A 14001-nucleotide genomic window follows, 5' to 3' on the forward strand; every position below is an offset into this window, starting at 1 on the left:
GACGCGCGCCGTCAGGCCAGACGTGTCTTCGGCGAGGTGGAGTAGGTGTGCTCGGCGTCGCGGTTGACCGTGTCTCCCAGCGCCTCGTCGATGGCCGACATGGTGTCGGCGTCGAGGGTCACTCCCGAGGCCTTGACCGTGTCGGCGAGCTGCTCGGGGCGGGATGCGCCGACCAGCGCCGCGGCCACGTTCGGGTTCTGCAGCACCCACGCGATCGCGAGCTGCGGCATCGTCAGGCCGGCCTGCTCGGCGATGGGCTTCAGCCGCTGCACGGCGGTGAGGATGTCGTCCTGCAGGAAGTTCTTGATGAACTGCGCACCGGAGTTCTGGTCGGTCGCCCGCGACCCCTCGGGAACCGGCTGACCAGGCAGGTACTTGCCGCTGAGCACGCCCTGCGCCATCGGCGACCACACGATCTGCGAGATGCCGAGCTCTTCCGACGCCGGCACGACCTTGCCCTCGATCACGCGCCACAGCATCGAGTACTGCGGCTGGTTCGAGATGAGCTGGATGCCGAGCTGCTTCGCGAGCGCGTGGCCTTCACGCAGCTGCTCGGCCGTCCACTCCGAGACGCCGATGTAGAGCGCCTTGCCCTGCCGCACGATGTCGGCGAAGGCCTGGAACGTCTCTTCGAGCGGGGTCTCGTAGTCGAAGCGGTGCGCCTGGTAGAGGTCGACGTAGTCGGTGCCGAGGCGCGTCAGCGAGCCGTTGATCGACTCCATGATGTGCTTGCGGCTGAGGCCGGTGTCGTTCGGACCCTTCGGGCCGGTCGGGAAGTAGACCTTCGTGAAGATCTCGAGGCTCTCGCGGCGCTGACCTTCGAGCGCCTTGCCGAGAATGACCTCAGCCGCCGTGTTGGCGTAGGTGTCGGCGGTGTCGAACGTGGTGATGCCGGCGTCGAGGGCGGCGTGCACCGTCTTCACGGCGGCGTCGTCTTCGACCTGCGAGGCGTGCGTGACCCAGTTGCCGTACGTGATCTCCGAGACCTTGAGACCGCTGTTGCCGAGATAGCGATAGTTGACCATGACACCACGCTAGCCCCGGCATCCGACGTCAGGGCCGGATGCCCCGCATCCACCCGCCCAAACGCACGCGCGGGGACTAGGGCGCCTGCGCGACCGTCTGGCTCACGGCGCTCGACTGGGTCTGCACGATCGCAGCCCTGTCGGTGAACCCCTCGGCGGTCACCTTGTCGAGCGCGACCTGCTTGCGGATCGCGACCGCCTTCTCGTACAGGCTGGGTTCGCCGTACGAGGTGAGCACCTTCACCAGCACCGGCAGCAGCTCGATCATGAAGAACAGGGCGGCGATGAGGATGTGCGCCCACAGGATCGCGGGCTCCTTCTCGCTGAGCCGGTTCAGGCCACTGATCTGGCTGAGCAGCCCGACGGCTCCCGCGTTGCCCTGCGCCACGGCATCCGCGCGGGCGTTGTAGGCCTCGAGGGCCTGCTCGTAGGTGTTGCGGGCGGCGGGCAGCTGGTCCTGCGCGAGCTGGCGGTTCTGCGTCTCCGACGTGGCGGTGTTCTGCTTGGCGGTGGTGCCCGCGGCGGCGAGCTCCTCGTTCGCGACGCGCAGCTGCTCGGCGAGTCCGTCGTAGGTCTGCTGCGCCTGGGCGAGCTGGGCCTGCGCGGCATCCGAGCTGGCTCCCTCACCGTTCACGCCGGTGCATCCGGGCACCGTCCCGGCGCCCTCGCCCGTCAGCTCGCACTGGTACAGCGCGCGGGCCTGGTCGATGACGCCCTGCTGCTCGGTGAGCTTGGCGGTGAGGTCGTCGACCGTCGACTGCGCGGCCGATTCGGAGGCCGACGACGCATCGGTGCCGGCGACCACACCGGTGGCGGCCTGGTTCTCGAGCTCGGCGACCTTGGCGGTGGCGGCGTCGAGGGCGATCTTCTCGGGCCCCGACTCGAGCGCCTCCTGATCGGACTGCGCCTGGGTGATGTTCGTCGCAGCGACCTCGCGGGCGATGTCGTTGTGGAACACCTGCAGCACGAGCGGCTCGGCGACGACGAATCCGATGATGGCCGCCATGATCACGCGAGGGATGGCGAGCCCGATCAGCCGCCACACGTTCTTGGTCGACGACATGGTCGAGGTGAGGAACCGGTCGAGGTTGAAGATGATGAGCGCCCACACGATCGCGAGCGGCACGGCGAGCCAGATCGCCGCCTGCACGCCGGTGGTCAGGGCGAACAGCATCGAGATCGCCGAGACCAACGCGGTGCCGGCGAGCACGAAGAACATCTGCACGAAGCGCGGCGTCTCGCCCGGCACGCGGTCGAGGATCTCGCCCTCCGCGCCGCCGAGGATCGCGAGCTGACGCAGCCGCGATCCGGGTGTCCGCGGGGTGCGCACCCGTCGGGGCCGCGGCTCGCGGCGCGGGCGGGGTTCGCGGGATCGGGGCGACTCGTCGGTATCGGATGCCTCGGCCGGGGCATCCGTCTCGTCGCCGTTCGAGGCGCGTCGGGTCTGCGCGGGCGCGCCGACGAACGGTTCGTCGTCGGCGCCGGTGGGCTCGAACTCGCGGAGGAAGTCGAGGTCATCGGTCTCGGCGTTCGGGTCGCCGTCGAGGATGATCCGACCCTGCGAGTCGAAGCGACCCGGTCGGTGAGCGGAATAGGGCATCCCGATATCGTACGAATCCGCGCCTGTGCGCACGGTGGAAGAGTGCTTTGACGGCTCTCAGCTTCGCGTGCCGGCGAGCCGCGCGGACTCAGGCGGCGACGAGGCGCGCGAGCAGCGCCGAGAATGCGGCGAGCGCGTCGTCGAGACCGAAGTGGCCGGCGGCGGCGAGCGTGCCCAGGCCGTGGATGAGGCCCCACAGGGCGGTGACGTCCGTCGGCTGGTCGAGTCCGGTCGCGGCCGCCGCGGTGGCGAGTGTTTCTTCGAGCGCATCGATGAGCGGCGCCATGGTCTCGGTGGGCGATCCGGGCACGCAGACGGTCGGGTCGTAGACGGCGTCGAACGCATGCGGATGCTCGACGGCGAAGCGGATGTACGCCTCGCCTCCCGCGGCGAGCGCGGCGCGCGGGTTCGGCTGGTCGCGGGACGCGCTCTGCACGTGTGCGAGGAGGTCGGCCATGCTGCGCTCCGCGATCGCCTTCAGCAGGCCACGACGGTCGGAGAAGTGGTGGTACGGGGCGTTGTGGCTGACGTTCGCCGCGCGCGCCACCTCTCGCAGGCTGATGTCGGCCGCGGGCATCCGTTCGAGCAGGTGCATCGCGGCGTCTTCGAGGGCGCGGGCGAGATCGCCGTGGTGGTACCCGGGCTTCGAACTTGACATGCGCAACATCCTCTCCTATCTTGACACTGTCCAGCACGTTGACACTGTCCAGATTGGAAACCGCATGCCTGCTCTCGTGATCGACGGCCACCCGCACGCCGACTCCCTCACCGCCGCCCTCGCGCAGCGGTACGCCGACGCGCACGGCGACGCCCGCGTGCTGGCGCTGCGCACCCTCGCCTTCGATCCGCACCTGCGATTCGGCTACCGCCGGCGCATGACGCTCGAACCCGACCTCGTCGACGCGAAGCAGGCACTCGCGGACGCCGACACGGTCGTGATCGCGACCCCGCTGTGGTGGGGGTCGGTACCCGCGCTGCTCAAGGGCTTCTTCGATCGCGCCCTGCTCCCGCAGCAGGAGTACCGCTACTCACCGAGAGGACTCCCGGTCGGACTCCTCACGGCGCGCCACGGGAGACTGATGCTCCTCGCAGACACCCCCTGGTACGCGGCACCCTTCACCGGCCTTCCCGCTCAGCGGCAGGTCGTACGCAACACGATGCGGTTCTGCGGCATCCGATCGGTCCGCACGCACCGGATGCTGGGGGTCAAAGCGGCCGCGCCCGCCACGATCGCGCGCTGGCTGACGGAGGCGGAGCGCCTCGGCGCTGCCGACGGCAGGCGCGATGCCGCGCGTGCTCAGGCCATCGCGGCCGACGCGGCCTCGTCCTCGGTGGTCGCGACGAGCTGACCGCAGGCCCCGTCGATCTCCTTGCCGCGGGTGTCGCGGAGGGTCGTGGGGATGCCGGCATCGTTGAGGCGGCGCACGAACTCGTCGGTGACGTCCTTCTCCGACGACGTCCAGATCGAGCCGGGGGTCGGGTTCAGCGGGATCGGGTTCACGTGCACCCAGCCGCGGCCGCGGGCGTTGAGCTTGTCGGCGAGCAGATCGGCGCGCCAGGCGTGGTCGTTCATGTCCTTGATGAGCGCGTACTCGATCGAGACCCGTCGACCCGTCTTCTCGTAGTAGTTGTAGGCCGCATCGAGGGCCTCGTCGACCTTCCACCGCGAGTTCACCGGGATGAGCTCGTCGCGCAGGTGGTCGTCGGGCGCGTGCAGCGACAGCGCGAACGTGACGGGGATGTTCTCGTCGGCCAGCTTGCGGATGGCGGGCACGAGGCCGACGGTCGAGACCGTGATGCCGCGGGCACTCATGCCGAGGCCGTCGGGCTGCGGCGCGACCATGATGCGCACGGCATCCATCACTCGCTTGTAGTTCGCGAGCGGCTCGCCCATTCCCATGAAGACGATGTTCGAGACGCGCTCCATGCTGTGGTCGTCGCGGCGCTTCCCGCCCAGCTCGCCGTTGGCAATGGCCCGGTTGGCCCGCACGATCTGCTCGATGATCTCGGCGGTCGACATGTTGCGCGTGAGCCCCGCCTGGCCCGTGGCGCAGAACGGGCAGTTCATGCCGCAGCCGGCCTGGCTCGACACGCACAGCGTGATGCGGCCCGGGTAGCGCATGAGCACCGACTCGACGAGAGCGCCGTCGTGAAGACGCCACAGGAACTTGATCGTGTCGCCGCGGTCGGTCTCGAGACGGCGCACCTCGGTCATCAGCGGCGGCAGCATGCCGGCGACGAGATCGTCGCGGATGCCGGCGGGCAGATCGGTCATGTGCGCCGGGTCGGACGTGTAGTGACGGAAGTAGTGGGTGGCGAGCTGCTTGGCGCGGAAGCCGGGCAGACCCAGCTCCTTCACCTTCTCGACGCGCTCCTCGGGCGTGAGGTCGGCGAGGTGCACGGGCGGCTTGCCGCGCTTGGGGCTCGCGAACTGCAGCAGCGGACGACCTTCGGCATCCTTCTGCTGGGTCCAGCCCTCGGTCGCCGGGCGCACCTGCGTGCTGCCGGCGGGCCGGCCGGTGGTGCGGACCTTCCCCTGGGCGGGTCGACCCTCGGGGGCGGACGCGGATGCTGCGGGGCGCGTCTCGCGCGTGCGGGGGTTCTCGGTCATACCCTCCAGGGTACCGGCGAGCGGGTGGGAGGCGGCTGGACCCCGGGAGGGCGGCCGATGTCGGATGCTCTTCCTAGACTGTTCCGCATGGACCTCATCATGATCATCGGCATCGTCGTTGCGGCCCTGGCCGTGGTCGCGCTCGTCTACGGCGTGGTGCAGGCGGTGCGGCCGAAGGTCCCCGAGACCCCTTCCGCCTCGGCCGGCGCGGCGCCGGTTCTCGCCCCCGAGGTGGTGGCGCGCATCGACGACCTCGTACGGTCGGGCAACACGATCGCGGCGATCAAGGTGCTCCGCGACCACACGGGCGAGAGCCTGCAGTCGTCGAAGCGCCGGATCGAGCGATGGACGGTCGGGGCGGCGCCCGCGACGACGGCGATCCCGATCTTCCCGCCGACCATCGACGATCCGGTCGAGGTGCGCGCGGCGCTCGCCCCCGCGGCCGCGTCCGAGGTCGACCGGTTGGTCGCCGCCGACCAGCAGATCGCGGCGATCAAGCTGCTCCGCACCGAGGCCGGGCTGGGTCTGAAGCAGGCCAAAGACGCGATCGACGCCTGGCCGCGGTGAGCCTCGCGGCGCGCCTCTCTGGTCGGCGCGTTGTAATGACAAGTGCGCATCCGCGACAATGGAGCCACCCCCACCGCTAGGAGCATGATGTCCGACCGTCTCGACCGCGCCCGCGCCACCGGAGTCCTCGCCGTTCTCCGCGCCTCCTCCCCCGAGCTCGCGCTCGAAGCCTCCGAGGCCATCATCCGCGGCGGGGTGACCGGCATCGAGGTCACCTTCTCGACCCCCGACGCGCCGGCCGTCATCCGCGAGCTGATCGCCCGTCACGGCGACGCCGCCTACGTCGGCGCCGGCACCGTCACCACCCCCGAGCAGGCGACGCTCGCGGCCGAGGCCGGTGCGGAGTTCCTCGTGAGCCCCGGCACGCTGCCCGACCTCACCCGTCACATGCTCGACACCGGACGCGTCGTGATGACCGGCGCCATGACCCCCACCGAGGTCATGACCGCGCTCGACCTGGGCGTCGACGTCGTGAAGATCTTCCCCGCATCGCTCGGCGGCCCGTCGTACCTCGGCGCGCTGCGCGGCCCGTTCCCCGACGCGCCCCTCATGCCCACCGGCGGCGTGAACCCCGACAACCTCGCCGACTGGTTCGCCGCGGGTGCGGTGGCGGTCGGCGCCGGTGGCGACCTCGCCAACGGAGCGTCGCTCAAGGCGCAGGACTGGGCCGACATCGAGCAGCGCTCGGCCCGCTTCGCCGCCGCCCTGGCCGCCGTCCGCGGCTGACGCCGGCGTGATCGCGCTCGACCCCTGGGCCTGGGCGGCCCTGGGGGTCGCCGCGGTCGTCATCGGCATCTCGAAGACCGCCCTGCCCGGCAGCAACATCCTCGCCATCGCCCTGTTCGCGACCGTGCTTCCCGCACGCATGTCGACCGCGGCGATGCTGCTGCTGCTCATCGTCGGCGACGTGTTCGCGCTTCTCGCCTATCGGCGTCACGCGAACTGGCCGACGATCCTGCGCCTCGCCCCGGCAGTCGTCGTCGGGCTGCTCGCGGGCTTCGCGTTCCTCGCGCTCGCGGGCGACGGTGTCGTGCGACGCGCGATCGGGGTGATCCTCCTGCTCATGATCGCGATCACTCTCTGGCGTCGGTGGCGGCAGAGCCGAGCGAATGCCGTCACCCGTGAACCCGGGCGGGGCCTTGTGCTCGCCGGCGTCTACGGCGGACTCGGCGGGTTCTCGACCATGGTGGCGAACGCGGGCGGCCCCGTCATGTCGATGTACTTCCTCGCCACGCGCACCCCGGCGCAGGTCTTCCTCGGCACCGCGGCGTGGTTCTTCGCGATCATCAACCTGGTGAAGGTGCCATTCCTCGCGGGCATCGGTCTGTTCACGCCGCCCGTTCTGCTCATGGACGCCGTGCTCGCCCCGTTTGTCGTGGTCGGCGCACTGGTGGGCCTCGCCATCGCGAAGCGCCTGGACCAGCGCCTCTTCGACCGCCTCGTGATCGCACTCACGATCGTCGGCGCGCTGTACCTCCTGCTCTGACGCGGGCGCTGCGGACGCGATCGCACGCCAAAACGGAGATCAGTCGCGCACCGCACGGCGCGTCGACCGACGACACACCGGGCCGACGGCATCCGCTCTCCGTTTCGCACGCCGCGGGACCGAGGAGGCCGGGTGCGGCGACCGCGTCAGTCGAGGAAGATGTCGGGGAACAGGGCAGAGTCGGGGGTACCCGGTACGGCGGCGTAGCTCGAGAAGTCGGTCACCCCCGCCCCCTCGAGCACGTCTTCGACGATGAGCGTCTGGCCGGTGTACGACCGCGCGGGCTGCCGCAGCACCTCGTACGCGGCATCCGCGTAGATGTCGGCGGTGCGGCTCGCGGCCATCACCTGGTCGCCGCCGAGCAGGTTCTGCACCGCGGCCGTCGCGATCGTCGTGCGCGGCCACAGGGTGTTCGCCGCGATCCCGTCCGGCGCGAACTCGGCGGCGAGGCCGAGCGTCGCCATCGTCATGCCGAACTTCGCCAGCGTGTAACCGGTGTGGGCGCCCAGCCACTTGGGCGAGGGGTTGAGCGGCGGCGACAGCGAGAGGATGTGCGGGTTCTCGGCATCCTTCAGAATCGGCACGGCCGCGCGCGACAGCAGGAAGGTCCCGCGCACGTTCACGTCCTGCATGAGGTCGTACTTCTTCGCGCTCAGCTCGAGCGAGCGCGACAGGTCGATCACGCTGGCGTTGTTGATGACGATGTCGATACCGCCGAATTCGCCCTGCGTCTTGAGCACCGCCTCGGTGATGTCGGAGTCTTCACGCACGTCGCCGACGATCGGCAGCGCCTGGCCGCCGGCCTCCCTGATCTGCTCGGCGGCGGTGTGCACCGTACCCTCGAGCTTCGGATGCGGGGTGTCGGTCTTGGCGAGCATGGCGATGTTCGCCCCGTCGGCGGCGGCGCGCAGCGCGATCGCGAGCCCGATCCCCCGGCTGCCGCCGGACATGAGGATGGTCTTTCCTGCGAGTGTCATGGGTTCTCCTCGTTCTGCGGCCGTCTCAGCCAGTTCCTTCGGCCTGCGCCTTCGGCCCGTTCCTTCTGTGCCCGTTCCCGTCGCATTTTCTGTCGCCCCCGAGCCGCGCAGGCGACAGAAAATGCGACGGGAGCGGTGGTGACGGGGTGGGGGCGGGGGTTACTTCGGGGCCATGCGGATGGCGCCGTCGAGGCGGATGGTCTCGCCGTTGAGGTAGTCGTTCTCGACGATGTGCTGCACGAGGGCCGCGTACTCGTCGGGGCGCCCGAGGCGGGAGGGGAACGGCACCTGCTGGCCCAGCGAGTCCTGCGCGGCCTGCGGCAGACCGAGCAGCATGGGCGTCTCCATGATCCCGGGGGCGATGGTGACGACCCGGATGCCGTGGCGGGCGAGCTCGCGCGCCACGGGGAGGGTCATGGCGTGCACGCCGCCCTTCGACGCCGAGTACGCGGCCTGACCGATCTGTCCGTCGAACGCGGCGACGCTCGCCGTGTCGACGATGACGCCGCGACCGCCGTCCTCGACGGCCTCGTTCTTCGCGATCACGGCGGATGCCTGCGACAGCACGTTGAACGTGCCGATCAGGTTGATGCGCACGACGCGTTCGAAGTCGGCGAGAGCGGCGGGATTGCCCTCACGGTCGAGCACCTTGGCGGGAGGGGCGATGCCGGCGCAGTTCACGACGACGCGCAGCGGAGCGGCCTGCTGCGCCTGGGCGACGGCGTCGCGCACCTCGTCGACGCTCGTGACGTCGGCCGGCACGAACAGGCCGCCGAGCTCTGCGGCGATCTCGGCCCCCTTCGAGGTGGCGAGGTCGACGATCGTGACGTGGGCTCCGGCTCCGACCAGCCGCTGCGCGGTGGCGAGTCCGAGTCCCGAGGCTCCGCCGGTGATGAGAGCGCCCTGTCCGCTGATCTGCATCGTGTTCTCCTTCGAACGTCGTTGTGCGACCGAGTATCAGCCTACGTGGTTCCAAGTATCACCACGATCCCCGGAGGGCGACCGACGGGAGCGAGCCTACGACACGGCCCCGGTCAGGCGCTCGGCCCGAGGATGAAGTTCCACGCCCCGGTCGCCACCGCCGCCGCGACGGCCACCGCGGAGATCGCGATGCCGATGCCCAGGAGCATCCACTCGGCGAGCCCGAAGCGCGACTCCCGCGCCCAGGTGCGACGACCCGGCGCGCCGAACCCGCGCGCCTCCATGGCGGTCGCGAGCTTCGCGCCGCGGCGGATCGACAGCACCAGCAGCGCGAACGCCATGCCCACGAAGCGCCGGATGCGCCCCCGATCGGCCACTCCCCGCGCCCGCCGTGCGAGTTCGAGCGCCCGCCAGTCGTCGAGGAACAGTCCGATCATGCGCAGCCCGGCGAGCCCGCCCAGCACGAACCGCGCGGGCAGCCGCAGCACTTGGGCCATGCCGTCGGCGAGGTCGGTCGGGTCGACCGTGATGAACAGCACCACCGACGGCAGCGCGATCGCCAGCACGCGGAGGAACGTGGCGAGCGCGAGCGCCAGCGACCCGTCGCTGATGCGCAGCACGAACCATTCGACATACACCGTGCCGCTCGTCTCGCCGTAGAGGGCGATCGTCAACGCCGTGAGGGGGGCGGCAAGCCACACCGGCCAGGTACGCAGCCAGAACTCGCGCCACCCGATGCCCGCGAAGAGGAACAGCACGCATTCGAGCACGAGAGCGACGGATGCCGACACCGGATCGAGCGTGAGGATCAGAGGGATCGCGATGAGCGCGCTGACCGCGAGCTTGGCGACCGGATTGACGCGGGCGACGCGGCCGGTGCGCGCCGCGGTCTCGACGACGGTCATCGGCCGCTCCGCAGCTCGTAGCGTTCCGCGCGCAGCGCCCGCACGACGTCGAGGTCGTGGGTGATGGTGACGATCGCGGTGCCCTCGTCGCGCAGGGCGGCGAGCATCGCGATCAGCTCGGCCCAGGTGCGGGCATCCTGCCCGAACGTCGGCTCGTCGAGCACCAGCACCCGCGGCCGCGTCGCGAGGGCCGCCGCGACCGTCAGTCGACGCTTCTCGCCGCCCGACAGCGTGTACGGGTTCGCCCGCGCGAGACGGTCGAGGCGCAGGCGGTGCAGCAGTTCGTCGCTGCGGGCGGCGATCTCATCTTCGGGCCTGCCGAGCGCCCGAGGACCGACCGCCAACTCGTCCTGCACCGTCTTGGCGAGCAGCTGGTGCTCGGGCTCCTGGAAGACCATCCCGATGCGGGTGAGCAGGTCACGCGACGCCCAGTCGATCGGGGCGCGACGGATGCCCGCGGCGAGAGCGACGGATGCCTCCACCGCTCCCCCTGCGGGCGGAAGGAGCCCCGCCAGTGTGAGCCCGAGGGTCGACTTCCCCGCACCGTTCGCGCCGGTGATCGCGAGCGCCTGGCCGGCCCGCACGTCGAGGTCGATGCCCGTCGCGACGGGCGCGCCCTTCACCCGAGCGACCGCGAGGCCGCGCGCCGACAGCAGCACCTCGCCGGCGGGTGCGAGCGGGGGTGGCGGAGCATTCGGAGCGAACCCCGGCACCCACACGCCGTCGGCCGCGAGGCCTGCTCCCTGCTCGCCGAGCACCGCCTCCGGCGGGCCGTCCGCCACGACCCCGCCCTGGCCGACGACGATCACCCGGGTGATGAGCGGCAGCCACACCTCGAGCCGGTGCTCCACGACGATGAGGGTCGCCGGGTGCGCGGCGAGCATCCGTTCGACGGCGTCGCGCACCTCGACCACCCCCTCGGGATCGAGGTTCGCCGTGGGCTCGTCGAGCAGCACCACCCCGGGCCGCATGGCGAGGATGCCGGCGAGGGCGAGGCGCTGCTTCTGCCCGCCCGAGAGCGCCTTCGTCGGGCGGTCGAGCGGAACGTCGAGGCCCACGGCGTCGAGAGCTCGGCCGACACGCGACCAGATCTCCGCCCGCGGCACGCCCAGGTTCTCGCATCCGAACGCGACGTCGTCGCCCACCCGGGCGAGGATCACCTGCGAATCGGGGTCCTGCAGCACGAGCCCGGCACGACCGCGGGTCGCGGCGGCCGGGTGCCCGTCGACCAGCAGCGCGCCCTCCGACTCGCCCTCCTCGTCACCCCCGAGAACACCGGCGAGACCCTGGAGGAGGGTCGACTTACCCGCCCCGGAGGCCCCGAGCACGAGCACGCGCTCCCCGGGTTCGATGCGGAACGACACATCACGCAGGGCCCAGGCGAGGCGACTGGCGTGACGCCAGCCCCACGAGACCGCCTCGACGGCCGCGGGGCCGGCGGATTCGCCCGACATCAGACGCGCACGCGCGCCTCGCGGCCCGATCCGAAGCGGTCGAGCGCTCCCGTCGCGGCGATGCCGCGCGCCAGGACCCACGAGAGGGCGCCGGCGATGACGGCACCCGAGACGACGGTGCTCACGAGGTAGATCGCCGTGAACTCGGCGCCCGACCCGGCGTACCAGAGCACGAGGTTGTTGATGCCGCCCGCGAGCGCCGCGCCCGCACCCGCGAGGATCGCGACGGGCAGCGACCAGCGGCGGTAGAAGAACAGCAGGAAGATCAACTCGGCACCGAGGCCCTGAACGAGTCCGGCTTCGAGCGTGAGGAATCCGCCCCACTGGTTGCCGATCAGCGCCGAGACCACCGCGGCGAGCAGTTCGACGTAGATCGCGGCACCCGCCTTGCGGATGATCAGCCCGCCGAGCACGCCGGCGAAGAGCCAGGGCCCGTCGAGCAGGCCCTGCAGGCCCGGCAGCAGGGGCTCGAGAAGAGCCTTCGGGCCCAGGTAGCCGACGTTCCAGGCGAGGAAGATCAGGCCGGCGGCGACACCGAGCACGCTGGCGACGACGATGTCGACGACGCGCCAGCGCCAGATCGACGCGGGTGCGGTGCCGCGCTTCGCGGAAGCCGGGGCGGATGCCGTGGCACCGCTGTTCTTCGCGGTGGATTCGGGCGTGGACGTACTCATCTGAACTCCTCCCTGCGCTGGCATGACCCAGATCAGGTTCGACGGTCGAAGCGCGATTCGCTCCCTCTCAGCCCGGCTCGCCGGACTCCCGTGGTTGTGGTGACCAGCATACCCGGGGGCGACATCCGGAGGTCGCGCCTTCACGCACGCGGTTTTTCGCGGGAGATTGGGTACCGTAAACGAGTGACCGCAGCTCACCCCACCGACGCCACCGCCGCCGATGCGACGGATCGCGCCGTCCGTGAGGGGGAACCCGCGGCCGAGACGGATGCGCAACCCGCGCCCGAGACGGACGCAGAGCACGTGGCCGAGGCCGACGCTCCGCCCACCGCTGCCCTCGCCGACGACGATCGCGACGAGGCGGAGGCCTGGGCCGCGGCGCAGTGGGCCGACGAGGAGCGCCCGGCCACTGCACTGACCTGGGTCGATTCCGAAACCGTCGCCGCGCACTCCACCGCGCGCTCCCTCGACGAGCCGGTCGACGCCGGCGGGGCGGGGCTGCTCCGTGGTGCCCGGCTACGCCCCGCGGTGGCAGGCCCCGGGGTGCTCGTTCCGCTCGGCATGGTCGTGGCACTGACGGCGGCGTACGCCGGGACCACCGCGCTGTGGCCGCTGCACGAGGTCGCGCCGACCGCATCCGCCGTGTCGTTCGAGACGGTGTCCGCGCCGGCCGCGACGATCACCTGGCCCGCGCAAGGGAGCTCGGCCGTCGGTGTCGGCGGCCTGACCACGACCGCGTCGTCGGTCGACCCCGCGAGCATCGCCAGCATCACCAAGGTCGTGAGCGTGCTGATGGTGCTCGACCGTCTGCCGCTGGCGCTGGGCGAGCAGGGCCCCGAGTTCGCGTTCACCGCGGCCGACAGCCGTGACTTCTGGTCGTACCGTCGCTCGAACCAGTCGTCGCTCGACGTGCCTGTGGGCGGTGTGCTGACGGAGTACCAGATGCTGCAGGGCACGCTGCTGGGTTCGGCGAACAACTACATCGACCGGCTGGCGCGCGAGCTCTGGGGCTCGGAGCAGGGGTTCGCGGTGGCTGCGGAGGCGTGGCTGCGTGATCGCGGGCTGGCCGATGACATGACCATCGTGACTCCGTCGGGCTTCGACGAGCGCAACACGGCGACGCCGGAAGCGCTCGTGCGCCTGGGCGAGATCGCCATGAAGAACCCGGTCTTCGCGCAGATCGTCGGCACGCGCTCGGCGGAGATTCCGGGCGCCGGCGCGGTGACGAACACGAACGGCATGCTCGCCGATGCCGGGGTGACGGGCATCAAGACCGGCACGCTCGTCGGGTGGAACCTGCTCACGGCGAAGACCGTCACGGTCGACGACATCCCGGTGACGCTGTATGCGGCGGTGCTCAACCAGGACGATGACGCGCAGCGCCTCGCGGGCACCCGCTCGCTCTTCGCCGAGGTCGAAGCGGCGCTGCAGACGCAGCCGGCGGCCGTGCCCGCCGGAACCGTGGTGGGTCGGGTCGACACCGAGTGGGGCGAGCAGGTCGACATCGTGACGGATGCCGACGCCGATGTGATCCTGTGGAACGGTGCCGCCGCGACCTCGTCGCCCGAGTTCACCCTCGACGACGAGGTCGACGACGGGGCTGTCGTCGGAACTCTCCGCACGGTCGGTCCGCTGAACACCGCGACGACCGAGCTGAGCCTGAGCGACGACGTCGAGGGGCCCACCTTCTGGTGGCGCCTGACGAACCCGATCGCCCTCTTCGGCCTCGACGCCGACTAGCCCCCGCACACACCGTTCCCGTCGCACTTTCTGTCGCCCCG

14 protein-coding genes and 1 riboswitch are annotated in these 14001 nt (G+C 71.0%); of the genes, 5 read left to right on the top strand and 9 right to left on the bottom strand.

From position 1 onward, the window contains the following. Positions 1-11: 11 nt before the first annotated feature. From RWS82_RS11065 to RWS82_RS11075, 3 genes are all read right to left on the bottom strand, one after another. Positions 12-1025, bottom strand: coding sequence for an aldo/keto reductase family protein (locus RWS82_RS11065; protein WP_314650098.1), 1014 nt, complete (start codon positions 1023-1025; stop codon positions 12-14). 76 nt (positions 1026-1101) lie between these two features. After that, on the bottom strand, positions 1102-2625 hold the full coding sequence (locus RWS82_RS11070) for a DUF4407 domain-containing protein (RefSeq protein WP_314650100.1): 1524 nt from the start codon (positions 2623-2625) through the stop codon (positions 1102-1104). 88 nt (positions 2626-2713) lie between these two features. Continuing rightward, on the bottom strand, positions 2714-3283 hold the full coding sequence (locus tag RWS82_RS11075) for a TetR/AcrR family transcriptional regulator (protein ID WP_314650102.1): 570 nt from the start codon (positions 3281-3283) through the stop codon (positions 2714-2716). Positions 3284-3347: 64 nt separating this feature from the next. On the opposite strand from RWS82_RS11075, the gene RWS82_RS11080 reads away from it, so the two are divergent. Continuing rightward, on the top strand, positions 3348-3974 hold the full coding sequence (locus RWS82_RS11080; RefSeq protein WP_314650103.1) for an NAD(P)H-dependent oxidoreductase: 627 nt from the start codon (positions 3348-3350) through the stop codon (positions 3972-3974). Here RWS82_RS11080 and rlmN read toward each other — a convergent pair. After that, entirely contained in the window at positions 3923-5236 is a 1314-nt protein-coding gene (rlmN, locus tag RWS82_RS11085) for a 23S rRNA (adenine(2503)-C(2))-methyltransferase RlmN (protein ID WP_314650105.1), read from the bottom strand. The two genes, RWS82_RS11080 and rlmN, sit on opposite strands and share 52 nt — an antisense overlap. An 87-nt stretch (positions 5237-5323) precedes the next feature. On the opposite strand from rlmN, the gene RWS82_RS11090 reads away from it, so the two are divergent. From RWS82_RS11090 to RWS82_RS11100, 3 genes are all read left to right on the top strand, one after another. Next, positions 5324-5803 (top strand): hypothetical protein, encoded by a 480-nt coding sequence (locus RWS82_RS11090; RefSeq protein WP_314650106.1) that lies wholly within the window; start codon positions 5324-5326, stop codon positions 5801-5803. An 87-nt stretch (positions 5804-5890) separates the two neighbouring features. Beyond that, a complete protein-coding gene (locus RWS82_RS11095) occupies positions 5891-6529 on the top strand; it encodes a bifunctional 4-hydroxy-2-oxoglutarate aldolase/2-dehydro-3-deoxy-phosphogluconate aldolase (protein ID WP_314650108.1) in 639 nt (212 codons plus the stop codon). Positions 6530-6536: 7 nt separating this feature from the next. Continuing rightward, complete coding sequence (locus RWS82_RS11100; RefSeq protein ID WP_314650110.1) at positions 6537-7289, top strand: sulfite exporter TauE/SafE family protein; 753 nt, start codon at positions 6537-6539, stop codon at positions 7287-7289. Between the two features lie 146 nt (positions 7290-7435). Here RWS82_RS11100 and RWS82_RS11105 read toward each other — a convergent pair whose 3' ends face one another. The 5 genes from RWS82_RS11105 to RWS82_RS11125 all read right to left on the bottom strand — a co-directional run bounded on the left by RWS82_RS11105 (position 7436) and on the right by RWS82_RS11125 (position 12220). Continuing rightward, a complete protein-coding gene (locus tag RWS82_RS11105; RefSeq protein WP_314650113.1) occupies positions 7436-8266 on the bottom strand; it encodes an NAD(P)-dependent oxidoreductase in 831 nt (276 codons plus the stop codon). A 159-nt stretch (positions 8267-8425) separates the two neighbouring features. Then, positions 8426-9187, bottom strand: a complete 762-nt coding sequence (locus RWS82_RS11110) for an SDR family NAD(P)-dependent oxidoreductase (RefSeq protein ID WP_314650115.1) — start codon at positions 9185-9187, stop codon at positions 8426-8428. Positions 9188-9300: 113 nt separating this feature from the next. Further along, positions 9301-10092 (bottom strand): energy-coupling factor transporter transmembrane component T, encoded by a 792-nt coding sequence (locus RWS82_RS11115; protein ID WP_314650116.1) that lies wholly within the window; start codon positions 10090-10092, stop codon positions 9301-9303. Continuing rightward, on the bottom strand, positions 10089-11546 hold the full coding sequence (locus RWS82_RS11120; protein WP_314650118.1) for an ABC transporter ATP-binding protein: 1458 nt from the start codon (positions 11544-11546) through the stop codon (positions 10089-10091). Before RWS82_RS11120 ends, RWS82_RS11115 begins: the two co-directional genes overlap by 4 nt. Then, complete coding sequence (locus tag RWS82_RS11125) at positions 11546-12220, bottom strand: ECF transporter S component (RefSeq protein WP_314650120.1); 675 nt, start codon at positions 12218-12220, stop codon at positions 11546-11548. The genes RWS82_RS11120 and RWS82_RS11125 overlap by 1 nt, the downstream gene beginning before the upstream one ends. Next, a riboswitch (TPP riboswitch) is annotated at positions 12211-12322 on the bottom strand. It overlaps the preceding gene by 10 nt. An 81-nt stretch (positions 12323-12403) precedes the next feature. On the opposite strand from RWS82_RS11125, the gene RWS82_RS11130 reads away from it, so the two are divergent. Beyond that, positions 12404-13960 (top strand): D-alanyl-D-alanine carboxypeptidase, encoded by a 1557-nt coding sequence (locus RWS82_RS11130; protein WP_314650122.1) that lies wholly within the window; start codon positions 12404-12406, stop codon positions 13958-13960. Positions 13961-14001: the final 41 nt, after the last annotated feature.

This window comes from uncultured Microbacterium sp. (assembly GCF_963528945.1).
GTDB lineage: Bacteria > Actinomycetota > Actinomycetes > Actinomycetales > Microbacteriaceae > Microbacterium.

Bases quoted from the DNA above. Each gene is read 5' to 3' on its own strand.
- RWS82_RS11075 (WP_314650102.1), bottom strand. From the start codon at position 3,283: ATGTCAAGTTCGAAGCCCGGGTACCACCACGGCGATCTCGCCCGCGCC.
- RWS82_RS11115 (WP_314650116.1), bottom strand. From the start codon at position 10,092: ATGACCGTCGTCGAGACCGCGGCGCGCACCGGCCGCGTCGCCCGCGTC.
- RWS82_RS11105 (WP_314650113.1), bottom strand. From the start codon at position 8,266: ATGACACTCGCAGGAAAGACCATCCTCATGTCCGGCGGCAGCCGGGGG.
- RWS82_RS11125 (WP_314650120.1), bottom strand. From the start codon at position 12,220: ATGAGTACGTCCACGCCCGAATCCACCGCGAAGAACAGCGGTGCCACG.
- RWS82_RS11110 (WP_314650115.1), bottom strand. From the start codon at position 9,187: ATGCAGATCAGCGGACAGGGCGCTCTCATCACCGGCGGAGCCTCGGGA.
- rlmN (WP_314650105.1), bottom strand. From the start codon at position 5,236: ATGACCGAGAACCCCCGCACGCGCGAGACGCGCCCCGCAGCATCCGCG.
- RWS82_RS11095 (WP_314650108.1), top strand. From the start codon at position 5,891: ATGTCCGACCGTCTCGACCGCGCCCGCGCCACCGGAGTCCTCGCCGTT.
- RWS82_RS11080 (WP_314650103.1), top strand. From the start codon at position 3,348: ATGCCTGCTCTCGTGATCGACGGCCACCCGCACGCCGACTCCCTCACC.
- RWS82_RS11090 (WP_314650106.1), top strand. From the start codon at position 5,324: ATGGACCTCATCATGATCATCGGCATCGTCGTTGCGGCCCTGGCCGTG.
- RWS82_RS11065 (WP_314650098.1), bottom strand. From the start codon at position 1,025: ATGGTCAACTATCGCTATCTCGGCAACAGCGGTCTCAAGGTCTCGGAG.
- RWS82_RS11120 (WP_314650118.1), bottom strand. From the start codon at position 11,546: ATGTCGGGCGAATCCGCCGGCCCCGCGGCCGTCGAGGCGGTCTCGTGG.
- RWS82_RS11070 (WP_314650100.1), bottom strand. From the start codon at position 2,625: ATGCCCTATTCCGCTCACCGACCGGGTCGCTTCGACTCGCAGGGTCGG.